At 69.9% G+C, this 18,954-nt stretch carries 16 protein-coding genes; 13 read left to right on the forward strand and 3 right to left on the reverse strand.

Features of this window, described 5'->3' with window-relative positions; all coding sequences use genetic code 11:
* Positions 1–46: 46 nt before the first annotated feature.
* Positions 47–2,437 (reverse strand): MFS transporter, encoded by a 2,391-nt coding sequence (locus tag ACFU3E_RS28525; RefSeq protein ID WP_384164218.1) that lies wholly within the window; start codon positions 2,435–2,437, stop codon positions 47–49.
* Between the two features lie 156 nt (positions 2,438–2,593).
* Positions 2,594–3,037 carry an SRPBCC family protein gene (locus tag ACFU3E_RS28530; RefSeq protein ID WP_031106739.1) on the reverse strand — a complete coding sequence of 148 codons (444 nt, stop codon included), beginning with the start codon at positions 3,035–3,037 and terminating at the stop codon, positions 2,594–2,596.
* Between the two features lie 171 nt (positions 3,038–3,208).
* Between ACFU3E_RS28530 and ACFU3E_RS28535 the strand changes: the two genes are divergently transcribed.
* The 4 genes from ACFU3E_RS28535 (at position 3,209) to ACFU3E_RS28550 (ending at position 7,021) form a co-directional block, all read left to right on the forward strand.
* On the forward strand, positions 3,209–4,249 hold the full coding sequence (locus tag ACFU3E_RS28535) for an Rv2578c family radical SAM protein (protein ID WP_384164222.1): 1,041 nt from the start codon (positions 3,209–3,211) through the stop codon (positions 4,247–4,249).
* Between the two features lie 181 nt (positions 4,250–4,430).
* Entirely contained in the window at positions 4,431–6,041 is a 1,611-nt protein-coding gene (locus ACFU3E_RS28540; RefSeq protein WP_384164225.1) for an alpha/beta hydrolase, read from the forward strand.
* 57 nt (positions 6,042–6,098) lie between these two features.
* Positions 6,099–6,497, forward strand: coding sequence for a RidA family protein (locus ACFU3E_RS28545; RefSeq protein ID WP_384164228.1), 399 nt, complete (start codon positions 6,099–6,101; stop codon positions 6,495–6,497).
* The gene (locus ACFU3E_RS28550) at positions 6,494–7,021 is read left to right on the forward strand and encodes a GNAT family N-acetyltransferase (protein ID WP_384164231.1); all 528 of its coding nucleotides are present in this window, start codon (positions 6,494–6,496) and stop codon (positions 7,019–7,021) included. Before ACFU3E_RS28545 ends, ACFU3E_RS28550 begins: the two co-directional genes overlap by 4 nt.
* Positions 7,022–7,023: 2 nt before the next feature.
* Here the strand turns inward: ACFU3E_RS28550 and ACFU3E_RS28555 are convergent, their stop codons facing one another.
* On the reverse strand, positions 7,024–7,599 hold the full coding sequence (locus ACFU3E_RS28555) for an adenylosuccinate lyase (protein WP_384164234.1): 576 nt from the start codon (positions 7,597–7,599) through the stop codon (positions 7,024–7,026).
* Positions 7,600–7,993: 394 nt separating this feature from the next.
* Between ACFU3E_RS28555 and ACFU3E_RS28560 the strand changes: the two genes are divergently transcribed.
* The 9 genes from ACFU3E_RS28560 (at position 7,994) to pssA (ending at position 18,911) form a co-directional block, all read left to right on the forward strand.
* A complete protein-coding gene (locus tag ACFU3E_RS28560; RefSeq protein WP_384164237.1) occupies positions 7,994–9,799 on the forward strand; it encodes a 3-hydroxyacyl-CoA dehydrogenase family protein in 1,806 nt (601 codons plus the stop codon).
* Between the two features lie 142 nt (positions 9,800–9,941).
* Positions 9,942–10,769 carry a TetR family transcriptional regulator gene (locus ACFU3E_RS28565; RefSeq protein WP_384164240.1) on the forward strand — a complete coding sequence of 276 codons (828 nt, stop codon included), beginning with the start codon at positions 9,942–9,944 and terminating at the stop codon, positions 10,767–10,769.
* A gap of 381 nt (positions 10,770–11,150) precedes the next feature.
* The gene (gene ccrA / locus ACFU3E_RS28570) at positions 11,151–12,494 is read left to right on the forward strand and encodes a crotonyl-CoA carboxylase/reductase (protein ID WP_384164243.1); all 1,344 of its coding nucleotides are present in this window, start codon (positions 11,151–11,153) and stop codon (positions 12,492–12,494) included.
* 10 nt (positions 12,495–12,504) lie between these two features.
* A complete protein-coding gene (locus ACFU3E_RS28575) occupies positions 12,505–14,553 on the forward strand; it encodes a protein meaA (RefSeq protein ID WP_384164246.1) in 2,049 nt (682 codons plus the stop codon).
* Positions 14,550–15,509, forward strand: coding sequence for a CoA ester lyase (locus ACFU3E_RS28580; RefSeq protein WP_190903385.1), 960 nt, complete (start codon positions 14,550–14,552; stop codon positions 15,507–15,509). The genes ACFU3E_RS28575 and ACFU3E_RS28580 overlap by 4 nt, the downstream gene beginning before the upstream one ends.
* A 16-nt stretch (positions 15,510–15,525) precedes the next feature.
* Complete coding sequence (locus ACFU3E_RS28585; RefSeq protein ID WP_351315258.1) at positions 15,526–16,038, forward strand: MaoC family dehydratase; 513 nt, start codon at positions 15,526–15,528, stop codon at positions 16,036–16,038.
* A 2-nt stretch (positions 16,039–16,040) separates the two neighbouring features.
* The gene (locus ACFU3E_RS28590; protein ID WP_384164251.1) at positions 16,041–17,246 is read left to right on the forward strand and encodes an acyl-CoA dehydrogenase family protein; all 1,206 of its coding nucleotides are present in this window, start codon (positions 16,041–16,043) and stop codon (positions 17,244–17,246) included.
* Between the two features lie 170 nt (positions 17,247–17,416).
* Positions 17,417–18,073 (forward strand): phosphatidylserine decarboxylase, encoded by a 657-nt coding sequence (locus tag ACFU3E_RS28595; protein WP_003994082.1) that lies wholly within the window; start codon positions 17,417–17,419, stop codon positions 18,071–18,073.
* A 58-nt stretch (positions 18,074–18,131) separates the two neighbouring features.
* Positions 18,132–18,911, forward strand: a complete 780-nt coding sequence (pssA, locus tag ACFU3E_RS28600; RefSeq protein ID WP_384164277.1) for a CDP-diacylglycerol--serine O-phosphatidyltransferase — start codon at positions 18,132–18,134, stop codon at positions 18,909–18,911.
* Positions 18,912–18,954 lie beyond the last annotated feature (43 nt).

The following is an 18,954-nucleotide window of genomic DNA, read 5'->3' on the forward strand; positions in this document are numbered from 1 at the left end:
CATGCGGGGTGCGCCCCGGCGTACGACCCCGCGCGCCGCTGCCCGTTCAGTCCTCGTGGCTCAGTTGCAGATCCCGCTCGGTACGGCCTCCTCCGGCGACCTGGAGCACGGTGGCCACGGGCGGGTAGCCGGCGGCGATGACGGTGTACTCGCCGGAGGACAGGTCGACGAAGCGGAACGTGCCGTCGGCGCCGGTGGTGAGGGTGTCGACGACGTTGCCCGCCACGTCGAGCAGCGTCACGCGCGCATCCTGGACGGGTCGGCCGCCGCCCGCCCGGACGGTGCCGCGCAGCACGGCGCCGCCGGCGAGTTCGATGTCCCGGCGGGTCTCGCGGGCGGCCTGGACGGTGACGGGGAGCGCGGCCGGGCGGAAGGCGGGCGCGCTGGCGGCCAGGGTGTACTCGCCGGCGACGAGTTCGGTGATGACGTAGCCGCCCTCCCGGCCGCTGCGGGTGGTGGCCACGACCTCGCCGTGCACGTTGGTGAGCGTGACGGTGGCGTCCCGTACGGGTGTGCCGTCGGCGGTGACCACGGTGCCGATCAGGTTTCCGGCGCCGCCGAGGACGATGTCGAGTTCGACGGGGCGTTCGCCGACGGTCACGGTGACCGCCTGCGGCTGATGGCCGCCGGCCGCGGCGATCAGCACGTACGAGCCGGGGCCCGGGGTGGCCAGCGCGTAGCGCCCGTCCTCGCCGCTCGCGCCGCGTCCGGTCTGCTGCCCGGTGACGTCGATGAGCGTGAGGGCCGCGCGGGGCACGACGGTCCCGTCGTGGTGCTGCACCGAGCCGCACACGGGCACGCCGGCGGCGTACGCGGCGCGGGCCTGCGGGATCGGGGCGTTCCCCGGCGCCGTGTCCGGATCGGTGACGGAGGCGTTGTGGGACACCAGGGGTTTCTCCTTGAGGAAGAGGGCGATGACCAGTCCGAGGACGAGCACCGGCACCAGGTAGAGGAAGATCCGCGGCATGGCGTCGGCATACGCCCGGATGTAGCCGTCGCGCAGGACCGGGGGCAGTGCGTGCACGAGCTGCGGGGTGATGGACTCGGGGTCCGGGAGCCCGGTGCCCGTGCTCGGGGGCAGGCGCTCGGCGAGGGCGTCGGTGAGCCGGTCGGCGAACAGCGTGCCGAAGACGGCGGCGCCGACGCTGCCGCCGATCTGCCGGAAGTAGTTGTTGGCGCTGGTGGCGGTGCCGAGGTCGCCGGGGCGCACGGAGTTCTGCACGGCGAGGATCAGAACCGGCATCACCATGCCGATGCCGGCACCGAGGACGGCCATCCAGATGCCGTAGTGCAGCCGGGGCGTGCCGACCTCCAGGCGGGACAGCAGCCACATGCCGGCGACGGAGAGGGCAGCCCCGAGGATCGGGTAGACCTTGTAGCGGCCGGTGTGGCTGATGAGCTGGCCGGCGATGACCGAGGCGCCGACGATGCCGGCCATCATCGGCAGCATGAGCAGGCCCGACTCGGTGGCGGAGGCCCCGTCGGCCATCTGCAGGTACGTCGGCAGATAGCTGGTGGCGCCGAAGAGAGCCACCCCGATCACCAGGCCCACCAGGCCGGTGACGTTGAAGACGGAGTCCTTGAACAGCCGCAGCGGGATCAGGGGTTCGACGGCGAAGTGCTCGGTGACGAGAAAGAGGACGGTCGCCGCCGCCGCTCCGGCCGCGAGGCCGAGGATCATGCGCGAGTCCCAGGCGTACTCGGTGCCGCCCCAACTGGTCAGCAGGACCAGGCAGGTGGAGGCGGCGGTCAGCAGCAGCGCGCCGAGGACGTCCAGCCGGGCCCTGACGGCCGGCTTGGGCAGCTTCAGCGTGACGGCGACGACGGCGAGGGTGACCAGGCCGAAGGGGACGTTGACGTAGAAGCACCAGCGCCAGGAGAGGTGGTCCGTGAAGTAGCCGCCGAGCAGCGGTCCGGCCACGGAGGCGAGGCCGAAGGAGGCGCCGATCAGACCCATGTAGCGGCCGCGCTGCCGGGGCGGCACGATGTCCGCGATGATCGCCTGGACGCCGATCATGAGGCCGCCCGCGCCGACGCCCTGCAGGGCACGGAAGGCGATCAGCTGGTCCATGGTCTGCGCCCGGCCCGCGAGCGCGGAGCCGGCGATGAAGACGACGATCGCGAACTGGAAGACGCCCTTGCGACCGAGGAGGTCGCCGAGCTTGCCGTAGATCGGCAGTCCGACGGTGGCGGTGAGCAGGTAGGCGGTGATCGCCCAGGACATCCGGTCCAGGCCGTGCAGTTCACCGACGATCTTCGGGAGCGCGGTGGCGACGATCATCTGCTCCAATGCGGCCAGGAGCAGGGCCGGCATGAGAGCGAAGAAGATCAACCGCACCCGGCGCGGGCTGGGTCGGGTGTCCGGATCCGGCGGTGGTGCGGGGGTGTCGGGAGGTGCCACCGCCGGTTCGTCCTGCGCCAGAGTGATCCCGCCCACTCACCGCTCCCCTCGTCGCGCTGCCGCGCAATTCCCGCGTAAAAGCGACAACTACGAGCAAGCGCGACGAGTTACGGCACAGGAGCGAGCCGTACGGAGATCACTCGAACCGGTGAGGGGCGCAACACCCCCCGGTGGTTTGACTCTTGGGGCGGGCTACTTCTCGACCTCGGCGGCGAGCTTGGCGAGCATCGCGTCGTAGATCCGGCCGAGACCCTTGGGCGCGAAGGTCTTCTCGAAGAAGCCGCCGATGCCGCCGGCGCCGGTCCAGGTGGTGGTCACGACGACCCGGGACTTGCCCTCGCCGGCCGGGGTGACCCGCCAGGTGGTGACCATGGAGGAGTTGCGGTCCTTCTCGACGAGCTCGCCGTCGGTCGGCTCGCCGACCTCCAGGAGGCAGTCGCGCACGCGCTTGCTGGTGGCCTGGAGCTTCCAGTGCACGAGGGTGCCCTCCCCGTCACCGCCCTCCCGGACCTCGTATTCGCTGAACTGCTCGGGCAGCAGCTTCGCGCGCGTGCCGCTGTAGTCGGCGAGGGCGTCGAACACCGTCTCCGCGTCCGCCGCGACGATCCGCTCCGTAGTGGCCTCGACCTGCGCCATCGCTTTCCTCCAGGACATGGTTGCTCGGGGGTCGGGGCAAGCCAACCACTCCGCTGCCCGGCCCCCCAAATCGGGGTGGCGCAACCCGGTCGAACACGGCCGGAAAACATCCTCGCACGATCAAGGGAACATGTGTTCTATTCTGTGGCCCAGTGCTATCGAGGAGGCGTCATGCGCTGGGAGAACCTCACAGTGGACTCCGAACACAGCCGGGCCGATGCCGCGCTGTTCGGCGCGGACGCGGTCACGACCCGGGCGTTCGACACGCCGGAGTTCCGCGGGATCACGTTCCACGAGATCCGGGCCCGGTCGGTCATCAACCGGGTGCCGGCGGTCTCACGGATGTCGTTCCAGTGGACGGTCAACCCCTATCGGGGCTGCTCGCACGCGTGCGTGTACTGCTTCGCGCGCAAGACGCACAGCTACCTGGATCTCGACACGGGCCTCGGCTTCGACAGCCAGATCGTGGTCAAGGTCAACGCGCCGGAGCTGCTGCGCAGGCAGCTCGGCTCGCGCCGCTGGCAGGGCGAGCACATCGCCATGGGCACGAACGTCGACTGCTACCAGCGCGCCGAGGGCCGCTACCGCCTGATGCCGGGCATCATCGCGGCGCTGCGCGACCACGCGAACCCCTTCTCGATCCTCACCAAGGGCACGCTCATCCTGCGCGACCTGGAGCTGCTCAAGCAGGCGGCTCAGGTGACCGACGTCGGCATCTCCGTGTCGGTCGGCTTCACCGGCCAGGAGCTCTGGCGCACCGTCGAGCCGGGCACGCCCGCGCCGGACCGGCGCCTGGAGGTCGTCCGCACCCTGGGTGAACACGGCATCGGCTGCGGGGTGCTGATGGCACCGGTGATCCCCTTCCTGAGCGACACGCCCGCCCAACTCCGCGCCACCGTGCGGGCGATCGCGGCCTCCGGTGCCACGTCCGTGACACCGCTGGTGCTGCATCTGCGGCCCGGCGCCCGCGAGTGGTTCACGGCCTGGCTGGGGCAGCACCATCCGTATCTGGTGGCCCGTTACGAGCGGCTGTACGCGGAGGGCTCCTACGCCCCGAAGTGGTACCAGCGGCGGATCACCCGTCAGGTGCACGAACTGGCCGAGGAGTACGGCATCGGGCCCACGCGCGCGCAGACGCCGCGGCGGATCCGGCCCACCGGGCCGGCTGGGGAGCCGCCGATGGCGGGACCGACCCAACTCTCGCTCCTCTAGGAGACGTCGAGTCACCCGGAGAATGCGAGACCGGCACCTTTTACGAGCATTCGAGCGCATCCGAAGATCCAATTGGGTCATGAGTTTGACGGAATGAGTTCTTCCGGGACCGGTTTCCGGGACGATGCGGCGAGGACGGCGACCCTCGCGGTCCTTCATCCCGCCGTCCTGGGAGGACTCCATGAGAAAACGCGCAGCCGCTCTGTGCGGCGCCGCCGTCGTCATGGCCGGGACCTTCACGGCCGTTCCCGCCGAGGCGAGCGCACCCGGCACCGCGAACACCACGCAGAGCACGAAGCTCGCCTGGAAGAGCTGCGCCACCGAGAACTACCCGACGCTCCAGTGCGCGTCCCTGAAGGTGCCGCTCGACCACCGCAGGCCGCACGGGGAGAAGATCACCCTCGCCCTGTCCCGCGTCCCGCACACCGCCCGGACCTACCAGGGCCCGCTGCTGGTCAACCCCGGCGGTCCCGGCGGCAGCGGGCTGACGCTCGCCGGGTTCGTCGCGTCCTCGCTGCCCGCGAAGGTCGCGGCCCAGTACGACGTCATCGGCTTCGACCCGCGCGGCGTGGGGGCGAGCAAGCCCGCCCTGGACTGCAAGCCGGGCCACTTCGGCCCGGTCCGCCCGAACTCCCTGCCGACGACGCCCGCGATCGAGAAGGCCAACCTCGACCGGGCCAGGTCCTTCGCCGCGGCCTGCGGCAAGAAGTACGGGCACCTCCTGCCGTACATCAACACCACCAGCGCCGTGCGCGACATGGACGCCATCCGGCAGGCCCTGGGCGCCAAGAAGATCAACTACTTCGGCTACTCCTACGGCACCTACCTGGGCGCGGTCTACGCCAAGTTCTTCCCGGAGCGGGTCCGGCGCCTGGTCCTGGACTCCGTCGTCGACCCGACCGACGTCTGGTACGAGGCCAACCTCAACCAGGACGTGGCCTTCAACGACCGCCACCGCGCCTTCCTGGCCTGGGTCGCCAAGTATGACGCGACGTACCGGCTCGGCACCGATCCGGAGAAGATCGAGGCGAAGTGGTACGCGATGCGCGCGGCCCTCGCCAAGAAGCCGGCGGACGGCACGGTGGGCGCCTCGGAGCTGGAGGACACCTTCATCCCGGGCGGCTACTACAACGGCTACTGGCCGAGCCTGGCGGAGGCGTTCGCGGCGTACGTGAACGACAAGGACCCCGAGCCGCTGGTCGAGGCGTACGAGAACTTCGGCGCGGTCGACGCCTCCGGCGACAACGGCTACAGCGTCTACACCTCGGTGCAGTGCCGGGACGCCGACTGGCCGCGCGACTGGCGGCAGTGGCGCAAGGACAACTGGGCGGTGTACGAGAAGGCGCCGTTCATGACCTGGAACAACGCCTGGTACAACGCGCCGTGCGCGTTCTGGCCTGCGGACTCGCTGCGCCCGGTGAACGTGGCCAACGGCAAGCTGCCGCCGGTCCTGCTGTTCCAGGCGACCGGCGACGCGGCCACCCCGTACGAGGGTGGCGTCACCGTGCACCGTCTGCTGGCCCGCTCCAGCCTGGTGGTCGAGGAGGGCGGCGGCAACCACGGCATCACGCTGAGCGGCAACACCTGCCTGGACCGGCACCTGGCGGCGTACCTGACGGACGGCACCGTGCCGCGCGGCCACGGCCAGGCGGACGCGGTGTGCGAGGCGCTGCCCGACCCGAAGCCCGCGGCTGCGGCTTCGGCTTCGGCTTCGGCTTCGGCTTCGGCAAGGGGGGCGTCGGCCTCCCCGAACGGTTCGGCGCTGCACGGCCTGCTCGGCTTCCGTCACTGAACGGCTGACGATCCGTCGGGGACGGGCGCTGTCAGTCCCATGGTCCACCATGGACCCATGAGTGAGCTGACGAGGATCCCCGCCCCCGACGGCGTCGCGGCCGCGGCCCAGTACAGCCATGCCGTCATCGGCACGGGCCGTTTCGTGGCGATCTCCGGCCAGCTCGCGCTCGACGAGCGCAGGCGGCTGGTCGGCGAGGGCGACCCTGCGACGCAGGCGCGCCAGGTCTTCGAGAATCTCCGACGCTGCCTGGCGGCCGCCGGTGCGACCTTCGACGACGTCGTCAAACTCACCTACTTCGTCACGGACATGGCCCACATGCCCGCCATCCGCGCGGCCCGCGCCGAGCACATACCCGACGACCGGCTGCCGGCCGCTTCGGCGGTGCAGGTCGCCGCGCTGGTCCGGCCGGAGTTCCTGCTGGAGGTCGAGGCGTTCGCGGTGGTGCCGGAATGAGCGGCCTGCGCGTTCGGGAGATGACGATCGCCGACTGCGACCGCGTCGCGGAGATCCGCACCCGCGGATGGCAGAGCGCCTACCGGGGCCTGATCCCGCAGTCGTACCTGGACGGGCTCAGCCTCGAGGAGGACGCCGAGCGCCGTCGTACGTACCTCTCGCAGGGCGACGGCAGTGTGGTGAACCTGGTGGCCGAGGACGCCAGGGGCGAGCTCCTCGGCTGGGCGTGCCACGGCCGGTACCGGGAGGGCGAAGTCCTCACCGGGGACGCCGAGTTGTACGCCATCTACGTCCACCCGGACCAGGTGGGACGAGGCGTCGGTCAGGCGCTGCTCACGGAGTCCCTCGCGCGCTGCACCGCCGCGGGCCACGGCCGTATCCTCCTGTGGGTGCTCAAGGAGAACGACCGGGCCCGCCGCTTCTACGAACGGGCCGGCTTCCGGGCGGACGGCGCCGAGGAGCCCTTCGAGGTGGACGGGGTCGCGGTCCCCGAGGTGCGGTACACCAGGGCGCTCCCCCGCTGACGTCACCTCCGCTTCGGAATCCGCCCCAGCGCCCGCACCGCCGCCTCGGCCAGCGCCGGATGCGCGAGGGCCTCGTTCAGGACGGATCTGGCCCGGACGTCGCCCAGCGTGCCGAGGCCGTCCACGCAGGCGAGGGCCACGCGGCGGTACGGGTCGTGCGGGCGCAGGCGCCGCTGGAGCGTGGTGATCAGCGCCGGCACCGCCTCCGGGGCGCGCAGCTCGACCAGGAGCCGCACCGGGTGCAGGGCGTAGGCGACCCGCAGTTCGTTGGTGGCCAGGGCGGCGGCCGCCCGGGCGGTACGGGGGTCGCCGAGCCGGGCGAGGGCATGGGCGGCGGAGGCGCAGCGCGGTGGGTCACGGTGGTTGAGCAGCAGCACCAGGGCCTCGAAGGCCCGCCGGTCCCGCGCGAGCCCCAGCCGGAACGCGGCCAGCTCCCTCGCCCACAGGTGCTGCCCGGGTTCGGTCAGCACCGCTGCCAGGGCGTCGAGGTCGTCGGTCGCCACGAGCCGCTCGAACGCGGGCGGGGCCCCCGACTCCTGCCGTAAGCGCTCCGTGAGTGATCGCAACTCTTCGTCCATGACTCAGAGGTTAGGGGCGGCGCGAGCCGCGCGGGGACGTACATCACAAACCCGAGGGCTGGCGCGCTCGTTACCCGCCGGTTAAGCTCAGACGAGCGAGTTACCCACTCGCATTTCCTCGCGGTGGTCTGGTGACGCGGCTGTCGCGGGAGCAGTCGGTTCGGTGCCTCAGGTACCGCAGTACGGCTCGGCCCCGGGACAGGGCCGGTCGGACCCGCCGTTCACCCCGGGCGTGTGCACGCCCGCGGCGCGGCACCGGGCGTGTGCGCTTCGCAGCCCGGCCAACACCCGCACTCTCACGCACCCGGTGCGCCCGTGGTCCGGCTTCCGCCGGGCCGCCTTCGGCGCACCCGGAGCGCGTTCCCCGTCGTCACCCTCATCCTGGAGTCCCGCGATGGCCACTCCCCTTTCCGACCCGTCCCAGTCCCCGCTGCAGACCATCGCCGTCGTCGGCCTCGGCACGATGGGCACCGGCATCGCCGAGGTCCTCGCCAAGGCCGGCCGCACGGTCGTCGGCATCGACATCAGCGAGTCCCAGGCCGCGCAGTGCGTCGCCGCCCTGGAGGCCTCCACCGCCCGTGGCGTCGAGCGCGGGCGGCTGACCGAGCAGGAGCGCACCGAGATCCTCGGCCGGGTCCGCACCTCCGCCGACCTGGGCACCGCGGCCGATGCCGACCTGGTCATCGAGGTGGCCCCGGAGTCGTACGAGGTCAAGCAGCAGATCTTCCGGGAGCTGGACGGGATCGTGCGCCCCGGGACGATCCTGGCGACGGGCACCAACGCCCTGTCGGTGACCCGCCTGGCCGCCGACTCGTCCCGCCCCGAGCGGGTGCTGGGCCTGCACTTCTTCAACCCGGCCCCGGCGATGAGGCTGGTCGAGGTCGTCTCCTCGGTGCTGACCGCGCCGGAGGCCGTCACGGCGGTCACCGACCTCGCGCTCGACCTGGGCAAGGAGCCCGTCGCGGTCGGCGATCGCCCCGGATTCGTCGCGGACGGCCTGCTGTTCGGCTACCTCAACCAGGCGGCCGCGATGTACGAGGCGAAGTACGCCTCCCGCGAGGACATCGACGCCGCGATGCGGCTGGGCTGCGGGCTGCCCATGGGCCCGCTGGCGCTGCTGGACCTGATCGGTGTCGACACCGCGCGCACGGTCCTGGAGGCCATGTACGCCGCCTCCCGCGACCGGCTGCACGCCCCGGCCCCGATCCTCAAGCAGCTCAGCGAGGCGGGCCTGACCGGCCGCAAGGCGGGGCGCGGCTTCTACACGTACGAGGCGCCGGGCAGCCCGGCCGTGGTGCGGGACGCGCTGACCCCGCTGGAGGGCGGCGACCTGGTTCCCGGCCGCGAGGTCCGCTCGGTCGGCGTCGCGGGCTCGGGCACCATGGCCTCCGGTATCGCCGAGGTCTTCGCCAAGGCCGGGTACGGGGTGGTCCTGGCCGCCCGCAGCACGGAGAAGGCGCAGACGGCGAAGGCCCGGATCGGCAAGTCCCTGAACCGCTCGGTCGACAAGGGCCGGATGACCGCCGAGGCCGCAGCCGAGACCCTGGACCGCATCACCGCCACGGGCACCTACGACGACTTCGCCGACGTCGACCTGGCCGTGGAGGCGGTCGCCGAGGACCTGGAGGTCAAGCGGCAGCTGTTCGCGGCCCTGGACAAGGTGTGCAAGCCGGGCGCGATCCTGGCCACCACGACCTCGTCGCTGCCGGTCGTCGCCTGCGCCCGGGCCACCTCGCGCCCGCAGGACGTGATCGGCATGCACTTCTTCAACCCGGCGCCGGCCATGAAGCTGGTCGAGGTCGTCCGCACGGTGCTGACCGCCGACGACGTCCACGCGACGGTCCGCGAGGTGTGCGGCCGGATCAGGAAGCACCCGGTCGACTGCGGTGACCGCGCCGGGTTCATCGTGAACGCGCTGCTGTTCCCGTACCTCAACAACGCGATCAAGATGGTGGAGGAGCACTACGCGACGCTCGACGACATCGACGCGGCGATGAAGCTGGGCGGCGGATACCCGATGGGCCCGTTCGAACTGCTGGACGTCGTCGGGCTGGACGTCTCGCTCGCCATCGAGAAGGTCCTGCACCGCGAGTTCCGCGACCCGGGGCTCGCTCCGGCCCCGCTGCTGGAGCACCTGGTGGCCGCGGGCTGCCTCGGCCGCAAGACCGGCCGTGGCTTCCGCGAATATGCCAAGCGCTGAACGTCCCGGCGACTGGTTCCGGCCCGGCGCGGAGTGGGGCGGCCTGCTCGGCCCGGACCGGTTCCACCCGGCCGGACGGCCCGCCCCTCCCCCGCCCCCCGGGCCCCGGGGAGCACCAGGTCATGCGCACCGAGCTGCGCACATGCAGTACGTTCAGGGCATGCCCCAGCCCGCCAAGTCCTCACGTACACCAGCTACGGCCGACGCGCCGGAGAGCGCCGCCGGCTCCCGCGCCGCCGCCCAGCGGCTCAAGATGCGCCGGGAACTGGCGGCCGCCGCGATGGAACTGTTCGCGACCAAGGGGTACGAGGCGACCACCGTCGACGAGATCGCGGCCCAGGCCGGGGTCGCCCGCCGCACCTTCTTCCGCCACTTCCGCTCCAAGGAAGAGGCGATCTTCCCGGACCACGACGACACCCTGATCCGCGCCGAGGCGGTGCTCAACGCCGCGCCCGCGCACGAGCATCCGCTCGACACGGTGTGCCGCGGCATCAAGGAAGTCATGAGGATGTACGCGGCGCGGCCGGAGATCTCGGTCGCCCGCTACAAGCTGACGCGCGAGGTGCCCACCCTGCGGGAGGCGGAGATCGCGTCGGTGGCCCGCTACGAGCGCCTCTTCACCCGCTATCTCCTCGGCCACTTCGACGAGCGCGCGCACGCCGACGACGCCAACGACGATCCGCTGCTGGCGGAGGTCGCCGCGTCCGCGGTGGTCACGGCTCACAACCACGTGCTGCGGCGCTGGCTGCGCGCGGGCGGCCAGGGGGACGTGGAGGCGCAGCTGGACCACGCCTTCGCGATCGTGCGCAAGACCTTCGGCACGGGTATCGGGGCCGGGCGCTCCACGGAACCGCAGCCGGCCGCGGCCACGGCCTCGGCGCAGGGCGAGGTGCTGGTGACGGTCGCCCGCACCGACGCGCCGCTGGACGAGGTCATGCGGACCATCGAGCAGGCGCTCAAGGAGCGCTGAGCCCCCTTCACCTGTGTGATGACGGCCACCCCACGGGGTGGCCGTTTTGGCATGTCAGGGGCCGTTTTGCAGGCTCTCACAGAGGCCATTCGATCGATCATCGCTCATTTGTTACGTAAAGATTTCATCTGAGGTCAACTTCTGGCACTCAGTGCCTTGCGGGGTGACACGCGGTGTCATACGTTGAAGAGGTCCGGGCGACGTCCCAGCAAGCTCACCCGCCTGCTCGCCCGGGCGCCTGCGTCACAGGCAACCTCCCGCGCCACCCAGCGCTGCCGAACAGCACCACCGCCGAACCGACGGCACACCCTCAACCCTCAGCAGCACCGAAGAAACCATCGGCGCCCCTCCCTCAGGGCGCTCACCGCCGGAGGCAACACCGTGACCGTTAAGGACATCCTGGCCGCGATCCAGTCGCCCGACTCCACGTCGGAGGACTTCGCCGCCCTCCCGCTCCCCGAGTCGTACCGCGCGATCACCGTGCACAAGGACGAGACGGAGATGTTCGCGGGCCTCGAGACCCGCGACAAGGACCCCCGCAAGTCGATCCACCTGGACGAGGTGCCGCTTCCCGAGCTCGGCCCGGGCGAGGCGCTGGTGGCCGTCATGGCCTCCTCGGTGAACTACAACTCCGTGTGGACGTCGATCTTCGAGCCGCTGTCCACCTTCGGCTTCCTGGAGCGCTACGGCCGCACCAACGAGCTGGCCAAGCGCCACGACCTGCCGTACCACATCATCGGCTCCGACCTCGCGGGCGTCGTCCTGCGCACCGGCCCGGGCGTCAACGCCTGGCGCCCCGGTGACGAGGTCGTCGCGCACTGCCTGTCCGTCGAGCTGGAGTCCAGCGACGGCCACAACGACACGATGCTCGACCCCGAGCAGCGCATCTGGGGCTTCGAGACCAACTTCGGCGGCCTCGCCGAGATCGCCCTGGTCAAGTCCAACCAGCTGATGCCGAAGCCCGACCACCTGTCGTGGGAGGAGGCCGCCGCCCCCGGCCTGGTCAACTCCACCGCCTACCGGCAGCTGGTCTCCCGCAACGGCGCCGGCATGAAGCAGGGCGACAACGTCCTGATCTGGGGCGCGAGCGGTGGACTCGGCAGCTACGCCACCCAGTTCGCGCTGGCCGGCGGCGCCAACCCGATCTGTGTCGTCTCCAGCGACCAGAAGGCGGACATCTGCCGCTCGATGGGCGCCGAGGCGATCATCGACCGCAACGCCGAGGGCTACAAGTTCTGGAAGGACGAGAACACCCAGGACCCGAAGGAGTGGAAGCGCTTCGGCAAGCGCATCCGCGAGCTCACCGGCGGGGAGGACATCGACATCGTCTTCGAGCACCCCGGCCGCGAGACCTTCGGCGCGAGTGTCTTCGTCACCCGCAAGGGCGGCACCATCACCACCTGCGCCTCGACCTCGGGCTACATGCACGAGTACGACAACCGCTACCTGTGGATGTCGCTGAAGCGGATCATCGGCTCGCACTTCGCCAACTACCGCGAGGCCTGGGAGGCCAACCGGCTCATCGCGAAGGGCAAGATCCACCCGACCCTGTCGAAGGTGTACTCCCTTCAGGACACCGGCCAGGCCGCCTACGACGTGCACCGCAACCTCCACCAGGGCAAGGTCGGCGTGCTGTGCATGGCCCCCGAGGAGGGCCTGGGCGTGCGCGACGAGGCCAAGCGCGCCCAGCACATCGACGCCATCAACCGCTTCCGGAACATCTGAGGAGCGCTGCATGACTGAGCGTCAGCCCACTGAAGGCAAGCGGGAGAAGGACCGGCCGTGGCTCATGCGCACCTACGCCGGTCACTCCACGGCCGAGGCGTCCAACGAGCTGTACCGGCGCAACCTCGCCAAGGGCCAGACAGGTCTGTCGGTGGCGTTCGACCTGCCGACGCAGACCGGCTACGACTCCGACCACGTCCTCGCCCGCGGCGAGGTCGGCCGGGTCGGCGTGCCGATCGCGCACGTCGGTGACATGCGCCGGCTGTTCCAGGACATCCCCCTGGAGCAGATGAACACCTCGATGACGATCAACGCCACCGCCATGTGGCTGCTGGCGCTCTACCAGGTCGTCGCCGAGGAGCAGGGTACGGACATCACCAAGCTCCAGGGCACGACCCAGAACGACATCGTCAAGGAGTACCTGTCCCGGGGCACGCACGTCTTCCCGCCGGGGCCCTCGCTCCGCCTGACGACGGACATGATCGCGTACACGGTCTCCCACCTCCCGAAGTGGAACCCGATCAACATCTGCAGCTACCACCTGCAGGAGGCGGGCGCCACACCGGTCCAGGAGATCGCGTACGCGATGTCCACCGCGATCGCCGTCCTCGACGCCGTGCGCGACTCCGGCCAGGTGCCGCAGGAGCGCATGGGCGACGTCGTCGCGCGCATCTCCTTCTTCGTGAACGCAGGCGTCCGCTTCGTCGAGGAGATGTGCAAGATGCGGGCGTTCGGCCGCATCTGGGACCGCATCACCCGTGAGCGCTACGGCATCGAGAACCCCAAGCAGCGCCGCTTCCGCTACGGCGTCCAGGTCAACTCCCTGGGCCTGACGGAGGCACAGCCGGAGAACAACGTCCAGCGGATCGTCCTGGAGATGCTGGCCGTCACCCTCTCCAAGGACGCCCGCGCGCGTGCCGTGCAGCTCCCCGCCTGGAACGAGGCCCTCGGCCTGCCCCGCCCCTGGGACCAGCAGTGGTCGCTGCGCATCCAGCAGGTGCTGGCGTACGAGAGCGATCTGCTGGAGTACGAGGACATCTTCGAGGGTTCGAAGGTGATCGAGGCGAAGGTGGGCCAGCTGGTCGAGGAGGCGTTCGCCGAGATCGACCGCATCCAGGAGATGGGCGGCGCGATGGCGGCCGTCGAGTCCGGCTACCTCAAGTCGCAGCTGGTGGCCTCGCACGCCGAGCGCCGGGGCCGGATCGAGTCCGGCCAGGAGAAGATCATCGGCGTCAACATCTTCGAGGGCACCGAGCCGAACCCGCTGACCGCCGATCTGGACACCGCGATCCAGACGGTCGACCCGGCGGTCGAGGCCCGGGTCATCGCCTCGCTCCAGCAGTGGCGCGACAGCCGCTACCAGCCGCCCTTCAACCACCCGCGGCCCTGCAAGGCGCTGGAACGGCTGAAGGAGGCAGCGCGCGGCACCGAGAACCTCATGGAGGCCACCCTGGAGTGCGCCCGCGCGGGGGCGACGACCGGCGAGTGGGCCGGGGCCCTGCGCGAGGTGTTCGGCGAGTTCCGGGCCCCCACGGGCGTCTCCTCCGCGCCCGTGGCCGTCCCCGTCGAGGAGGGCAGCACGCTCGCCCTGGTGCGCCGCAAGGTCGACCTCACGGCCAAGGACCTGGGCGTGGGCAAGCTGCGCTTCCTGGTCGGCAAGCCGGGCCTGGACGGGCACTCCAACGGCGCCGAGCAGATCGCCGTGCGCGCCCGGGACGCCGGCTTCGAGGTGGTTTACCAGGGCATCCGGCTGACGCCCGAGCAGATCGTGGACGCGGCCCTCGCCGAGGACGTGCACGCGGTGGGCCTGTCCATCCTGTCCGGCTCGCACGCCCAGCTGGTGCCGGACGTGCTCGAACGGCTCCGTGTGGCGGGTGCCACAGATATTCCGGTGATCGCCGGTGGCATCATCCCGAACGGTGATGCCGAGCAGCTCAGGGCAGCCGGAGTGGCCGCGGTCTTCACCCCGAAGGACTTCGACATCACCGGAATCATCGGCCGCATCGTCGACGAGATCCGGAAAGCGAACAAGCTCGACCCTCTGGAGGTCCCCGCATGACCGTCAACCGTCTCCGCCCGCGGCGTTCCTGCCTGGCCGTACCGGGCAGCAACCCCCGCTTCCTGGAGAAGGCGCAGGGCCTCCCGGCGGACCAGGTCTTCCTCGACCTGGAGGACGCGTGCGCCCCGCTCGCCAAGCCCGAGGCGCGGCACACCATCGTCAAGTTCCTCAACGAGGGCGACTGGACGGGCAAGACGAGGGTGGTCCGCGTCAACGACTGGACGACCGAGTGGACGTACCGCGACGTCGTCACGGTCGTCGAGGGTGCCGGCCAGAACCTCGACTGCATCATGCTGCCGAAGGTGCAGACGGCCCAGCAGGTCGTCGCCCTGGACCTGCTGCTGACGCAGATCGAGAAGACGATGGGCTTCGAGGTCGGCAAGATCGGCATCGAGGCGCAGATCGAGAACGCGCAGGGCCTGAACAACGTCAACGAGATCGCGCAGGCCTCGCCGCGCGTCGAGACGATCATCTTCGGCCCGGCCGACTTCATGGCGTCCATCAACATGAAGTCGCTGGTGGTGGGCGAGCAGCCGCCCGGCTACCCGGCGGACGCCTACCACTACATCCTGATGAAGATCCTGATGGCCGCCCGCGCCAACAACCTCCAGGCGATCGACGGCCCCTACCTGCAGATCCGCAACATCGACGGCTACCGCGAGGTCGCCCAGCGCGCCGCGGCCCTCGGCTTCGACGGCAAGTGGGTGCTGCACCCGGGCCAGGTCGAGGCGTCCAACGAGATCTTCTCGCCGTCGCAGGAGGACTACGACCACGCCGAGCTGATCCTGGACGCGTACGACTACTACACGTCCGAGGCGGGCGGCAAGAAGGGCTCCGCGATGCTCGGCGACGAGATGATCGACGAGGCCAGCCGCAAGATGGCCCTGGTCATCTCCGGCAAGGGCCGTGCCGCCGGCATGCAGCGCACCAGCAAGTTCGAGATCCCCACCGACTAGAAAGGCGCTGAGTGCGATGCAGTTCGGGCGCACCTACGAGGAGTTCGAGGTCGGGGCGACGTACAAGCACTGGCCGGGAAAGACGGTCACGGAGTACGACGACCACCTGTTCTGTCTCCTCACCATGAACCACCACCCGCTCCACATGGACACGAACTATGCGGAGAAGACGACGGACTTCGGCAAGAACGTCGTCGTCGGGAACTACATCTACTCGCTGCTGCTCGGCATGTCCGTGCCGGACATCTCCGGCAAGGCGATCGCCAACCTGGAGATCGAGTCGCTGAAGCACGTGGCGCCGACCTTCCACGGCGACACGCTCTACGGCCAGACGACGGTGCTCGACAAGTGGCCGTCGAAGTCGAAGAACGACCGCGGCATCGTCCACGTCGAGACCAAGGGCTACAAGCAGGACGGCACGCTGGTCTGTGTGTTCCGCCGCAAGGTGATGGTGCCGACCGAGACGTACATCAAGGAGCGCGGCGGCGAGCAGCCCGGCCGCCCCGAGCTCAAGGAGCAGGAGAAGTAGCCATGGCGCGACTCGCCCAGACGGCCGGTCTGACGGACGTCCAGCAGGAGATCCTGTCCACCGTCCGGGACTTCGTGGACAAGGAGATCCTTCCGGTCGCCACGGAGCTGGAGCACCGCGACGAGTACCCGCAGCAGATCGTCGACGGGCTGAAGGAGTTGGGCCTGTTCGGCCTGATGATCCCCGAGGAGTACGGGGGCCTGGGCGAGTCGCTCCTGACCTACGCGCTGTGCGTGGAGGAGATCGCCCGCGGGTGGATGTCGGTGTCCGGCATCATCAACACGCACTTCATCGTGGCGTACATGCTCAAGCAGCACGGCACGCAGGAGCAGAAGGACCACTTCCTGCCGAGGATGGCGGCCGGTGACATCCGGGGCGCGTTCTCGATGTCGGAGCCGGCCCTCGGCTCGGACGTGTCGGCGATCACGTCGAAGGCGGTGAAGGACGGCGAGGAGTACGTCCTCAACGGCCAGAAGATGTGGCTGACGAACGGCGGAACGTCGTCGCTGGTGGCCGTTCTGGTAAAGAGTGACGAAGGTCACCCCGAGGGCACCGCGCCCCACAAGTCGATGACCACCTTCCTGGTCGAGAAGGAGCCCGGTTTCGGCGAGGTGCGCCCCGGCCTCACCATCCCCGGCAAGATCGACAAGATGGGTTACAAGGGGGTCGACACCACCGAACTCATCATGGATGGCCTGCGGATTCCTGCGAATCGCGTGCTCGGCGGGGTCACCGGCCGTGGTTTCTACCAGATGATGGACGGCGTGGAGGTCGGCCGCGTCAACGTGGCGGCGCGTGGTTGCGGCGTCGCTCAGCGTGCGTTCGAACTGGGCGTCCAGTACGCGCAGCAGCGTCACACCTTCGGGAAGCCGATCGCGCAGCACCAGGCGATCCAGTTCAAGCTGGCCGAGATGGCTACCAAGGTCGAGGCCGCCCATGCGATGATGGTGAACGCAGCACGCAAAAAGGACTCCGGGGAGCGAAACGACCTCGAGGCCGGGATGGCGAAGTACCTCGCCTCCGAGTACTGCAAGGAGGTCGTCGAAGACGCCTTCCGGATCCACGGCGGCTACGGCTTCTCCAAGGAGTACGAGATCGAGCGCCTCTACCGTGAGGCTCCGATGCTGCTCATCGGTGAAGGTACCGCCGAGATCCAGAAAATGATCATCGGCAGGCGGCTGCTCGAAGAGTATCGATTCCAGGGCTAGATGTCCGGATACGGGGTGTTTTCTTGGAGAAGAAGATCACACCCCGTCAGCACTCTTCTGCCGCCGACTCGGCTGCCTGGCTTACCCAGTTACGGCCCCGAGCCGCTACGATCGCCGGAAAGCCGCCGTCCCCCGTCAGAGTGCGGCATCATCCGCTACGAAGGTCATCCATGCCCCACAGCCAAACCTCTGCACCACGCGACAGCCGGGCCGGCGTACGCCTCGCGCGCGGAGCATCGCCGTGGCTCCTGCCGACCGTCGCCACCGCAGCCCTCAGCCTGGCCCGGGCCCGGCGCTCCGGCGCCGCCAAGGCCGTCGCCGTTCCCGCCACCGCGCTCGCGGCGGGGATGCTGTGGTTCTTCCGCGACCCCGAGCGTGAGATCACCCAGGGCCGGGTCATCTCGCCCGCCGACGGTGTGGTGCAGAGCATCATGCCGTGGAAGGACGGCCGCACTCGCGTCGCGATCTTCATGAGCCCGCTCAACGTCCACGTCAACCGCGCGCCGCTGGCCGGCACGGTGACGTCGGTCGAGCACATCCCCGGTGGCTTCGTTCCCGCCTTCAACAAGGAGAGCGAGAACAACGAGCGTGTCGTGTGGCACTTCGACACCGAGCTCGGCGACATCGAGATGATCCAGATCGCCGGCGCGGTCGCCCGCCGCATCGTTCCCTACGTGCCCCAGGGCACGAAGGTCGAGCAGGGCGAGCGGATCGGCCTGATCCGCTTCGGCTCGCGCGTCGACCTCTACCTGCCCGAGGGCGTGGAGGTCGCGGTCGAGGTGGGACAGAAGACCGTGGCTGGGGTGACTCGCATTGACCGTGATTGATCCTGATACCAAGGCCGGCTGGGTCCCGGAGGCCGACGAGGTGGACGAAGAAGAGGAGATGCCCCTCTCTCTTCGCCTGTCGATAGCGGACACCCTGACGCTCGGCAACGCCACCTGCGGCTTCATGGCGGTGTACTTCACCACCACCGGCATCCTCATCCCGCACCTCTCCGGCGACGACTCGGGCATGGCCCGCAACAGCGCGGCCACGGCCGTCATACTGATGCTGTGCGCGGCCGTCTTCGACCTGTTCGACGGCCTCGTCGCCCGCAAGCTGCGGTCGTCGCCGATGGGTGCGGAGCTGGACAACCTCTCCGATCTGATCAGCTTCGGTCTGGCGCCCGCGTACTTCGTGCTCGTGTACGGCATGGTCGCGAGGGACGCGCACGAGCGGGTCGCGGCGGTGGGCGCGATCGTTGTGCTGTTGGCGGTGGTGCTGCGGCTTGCCCGCTTCTCGTGCGTCACCGTGAAGGACGGCACGTTCCAGGGCATGCCGTCGCCGTTCGGCGCGCTGACGGTCGTGTCCATCGTGCTGCTGGAGCTCCCCTTCGTGGCGACACTGATGGCGATCCTGGGGACGGCGTGGCTCATGGTGAGCCGCGTGGAGTACCCGAAGCCGCGGGGGCGGCTCGCGGTGGCGATGCTGTCGTGGATCGTGCTGAGCATGGGTCTGCTGGCGGCGTGGGCGTTCGACGCCCCGAGCGGTCAGCTGCTGCTGCAGACGGGCTGTGCACTCCAGCTGGTCATGGGAGCGGTGATTCCGCTGTTCGCGACGGCCCGGCGGGTGAACAACTTCCGCGACAACCGGCGGGAAGCGCGGGCGGCGCAGCTGCCCTGATCCGGTTCCGACGCCGACGGGTGTGGCCCGAGCCTTCGAGGCT

Origin of the sequence: Streptomyces sp. NPDC057424, assembly GCF_042803315.1 — a bacterium.
GTDB lineage: Bacteria > Actinomycetota > Actinomycetes > Streptomycetales > Streptomycetaceae > Streptomyces.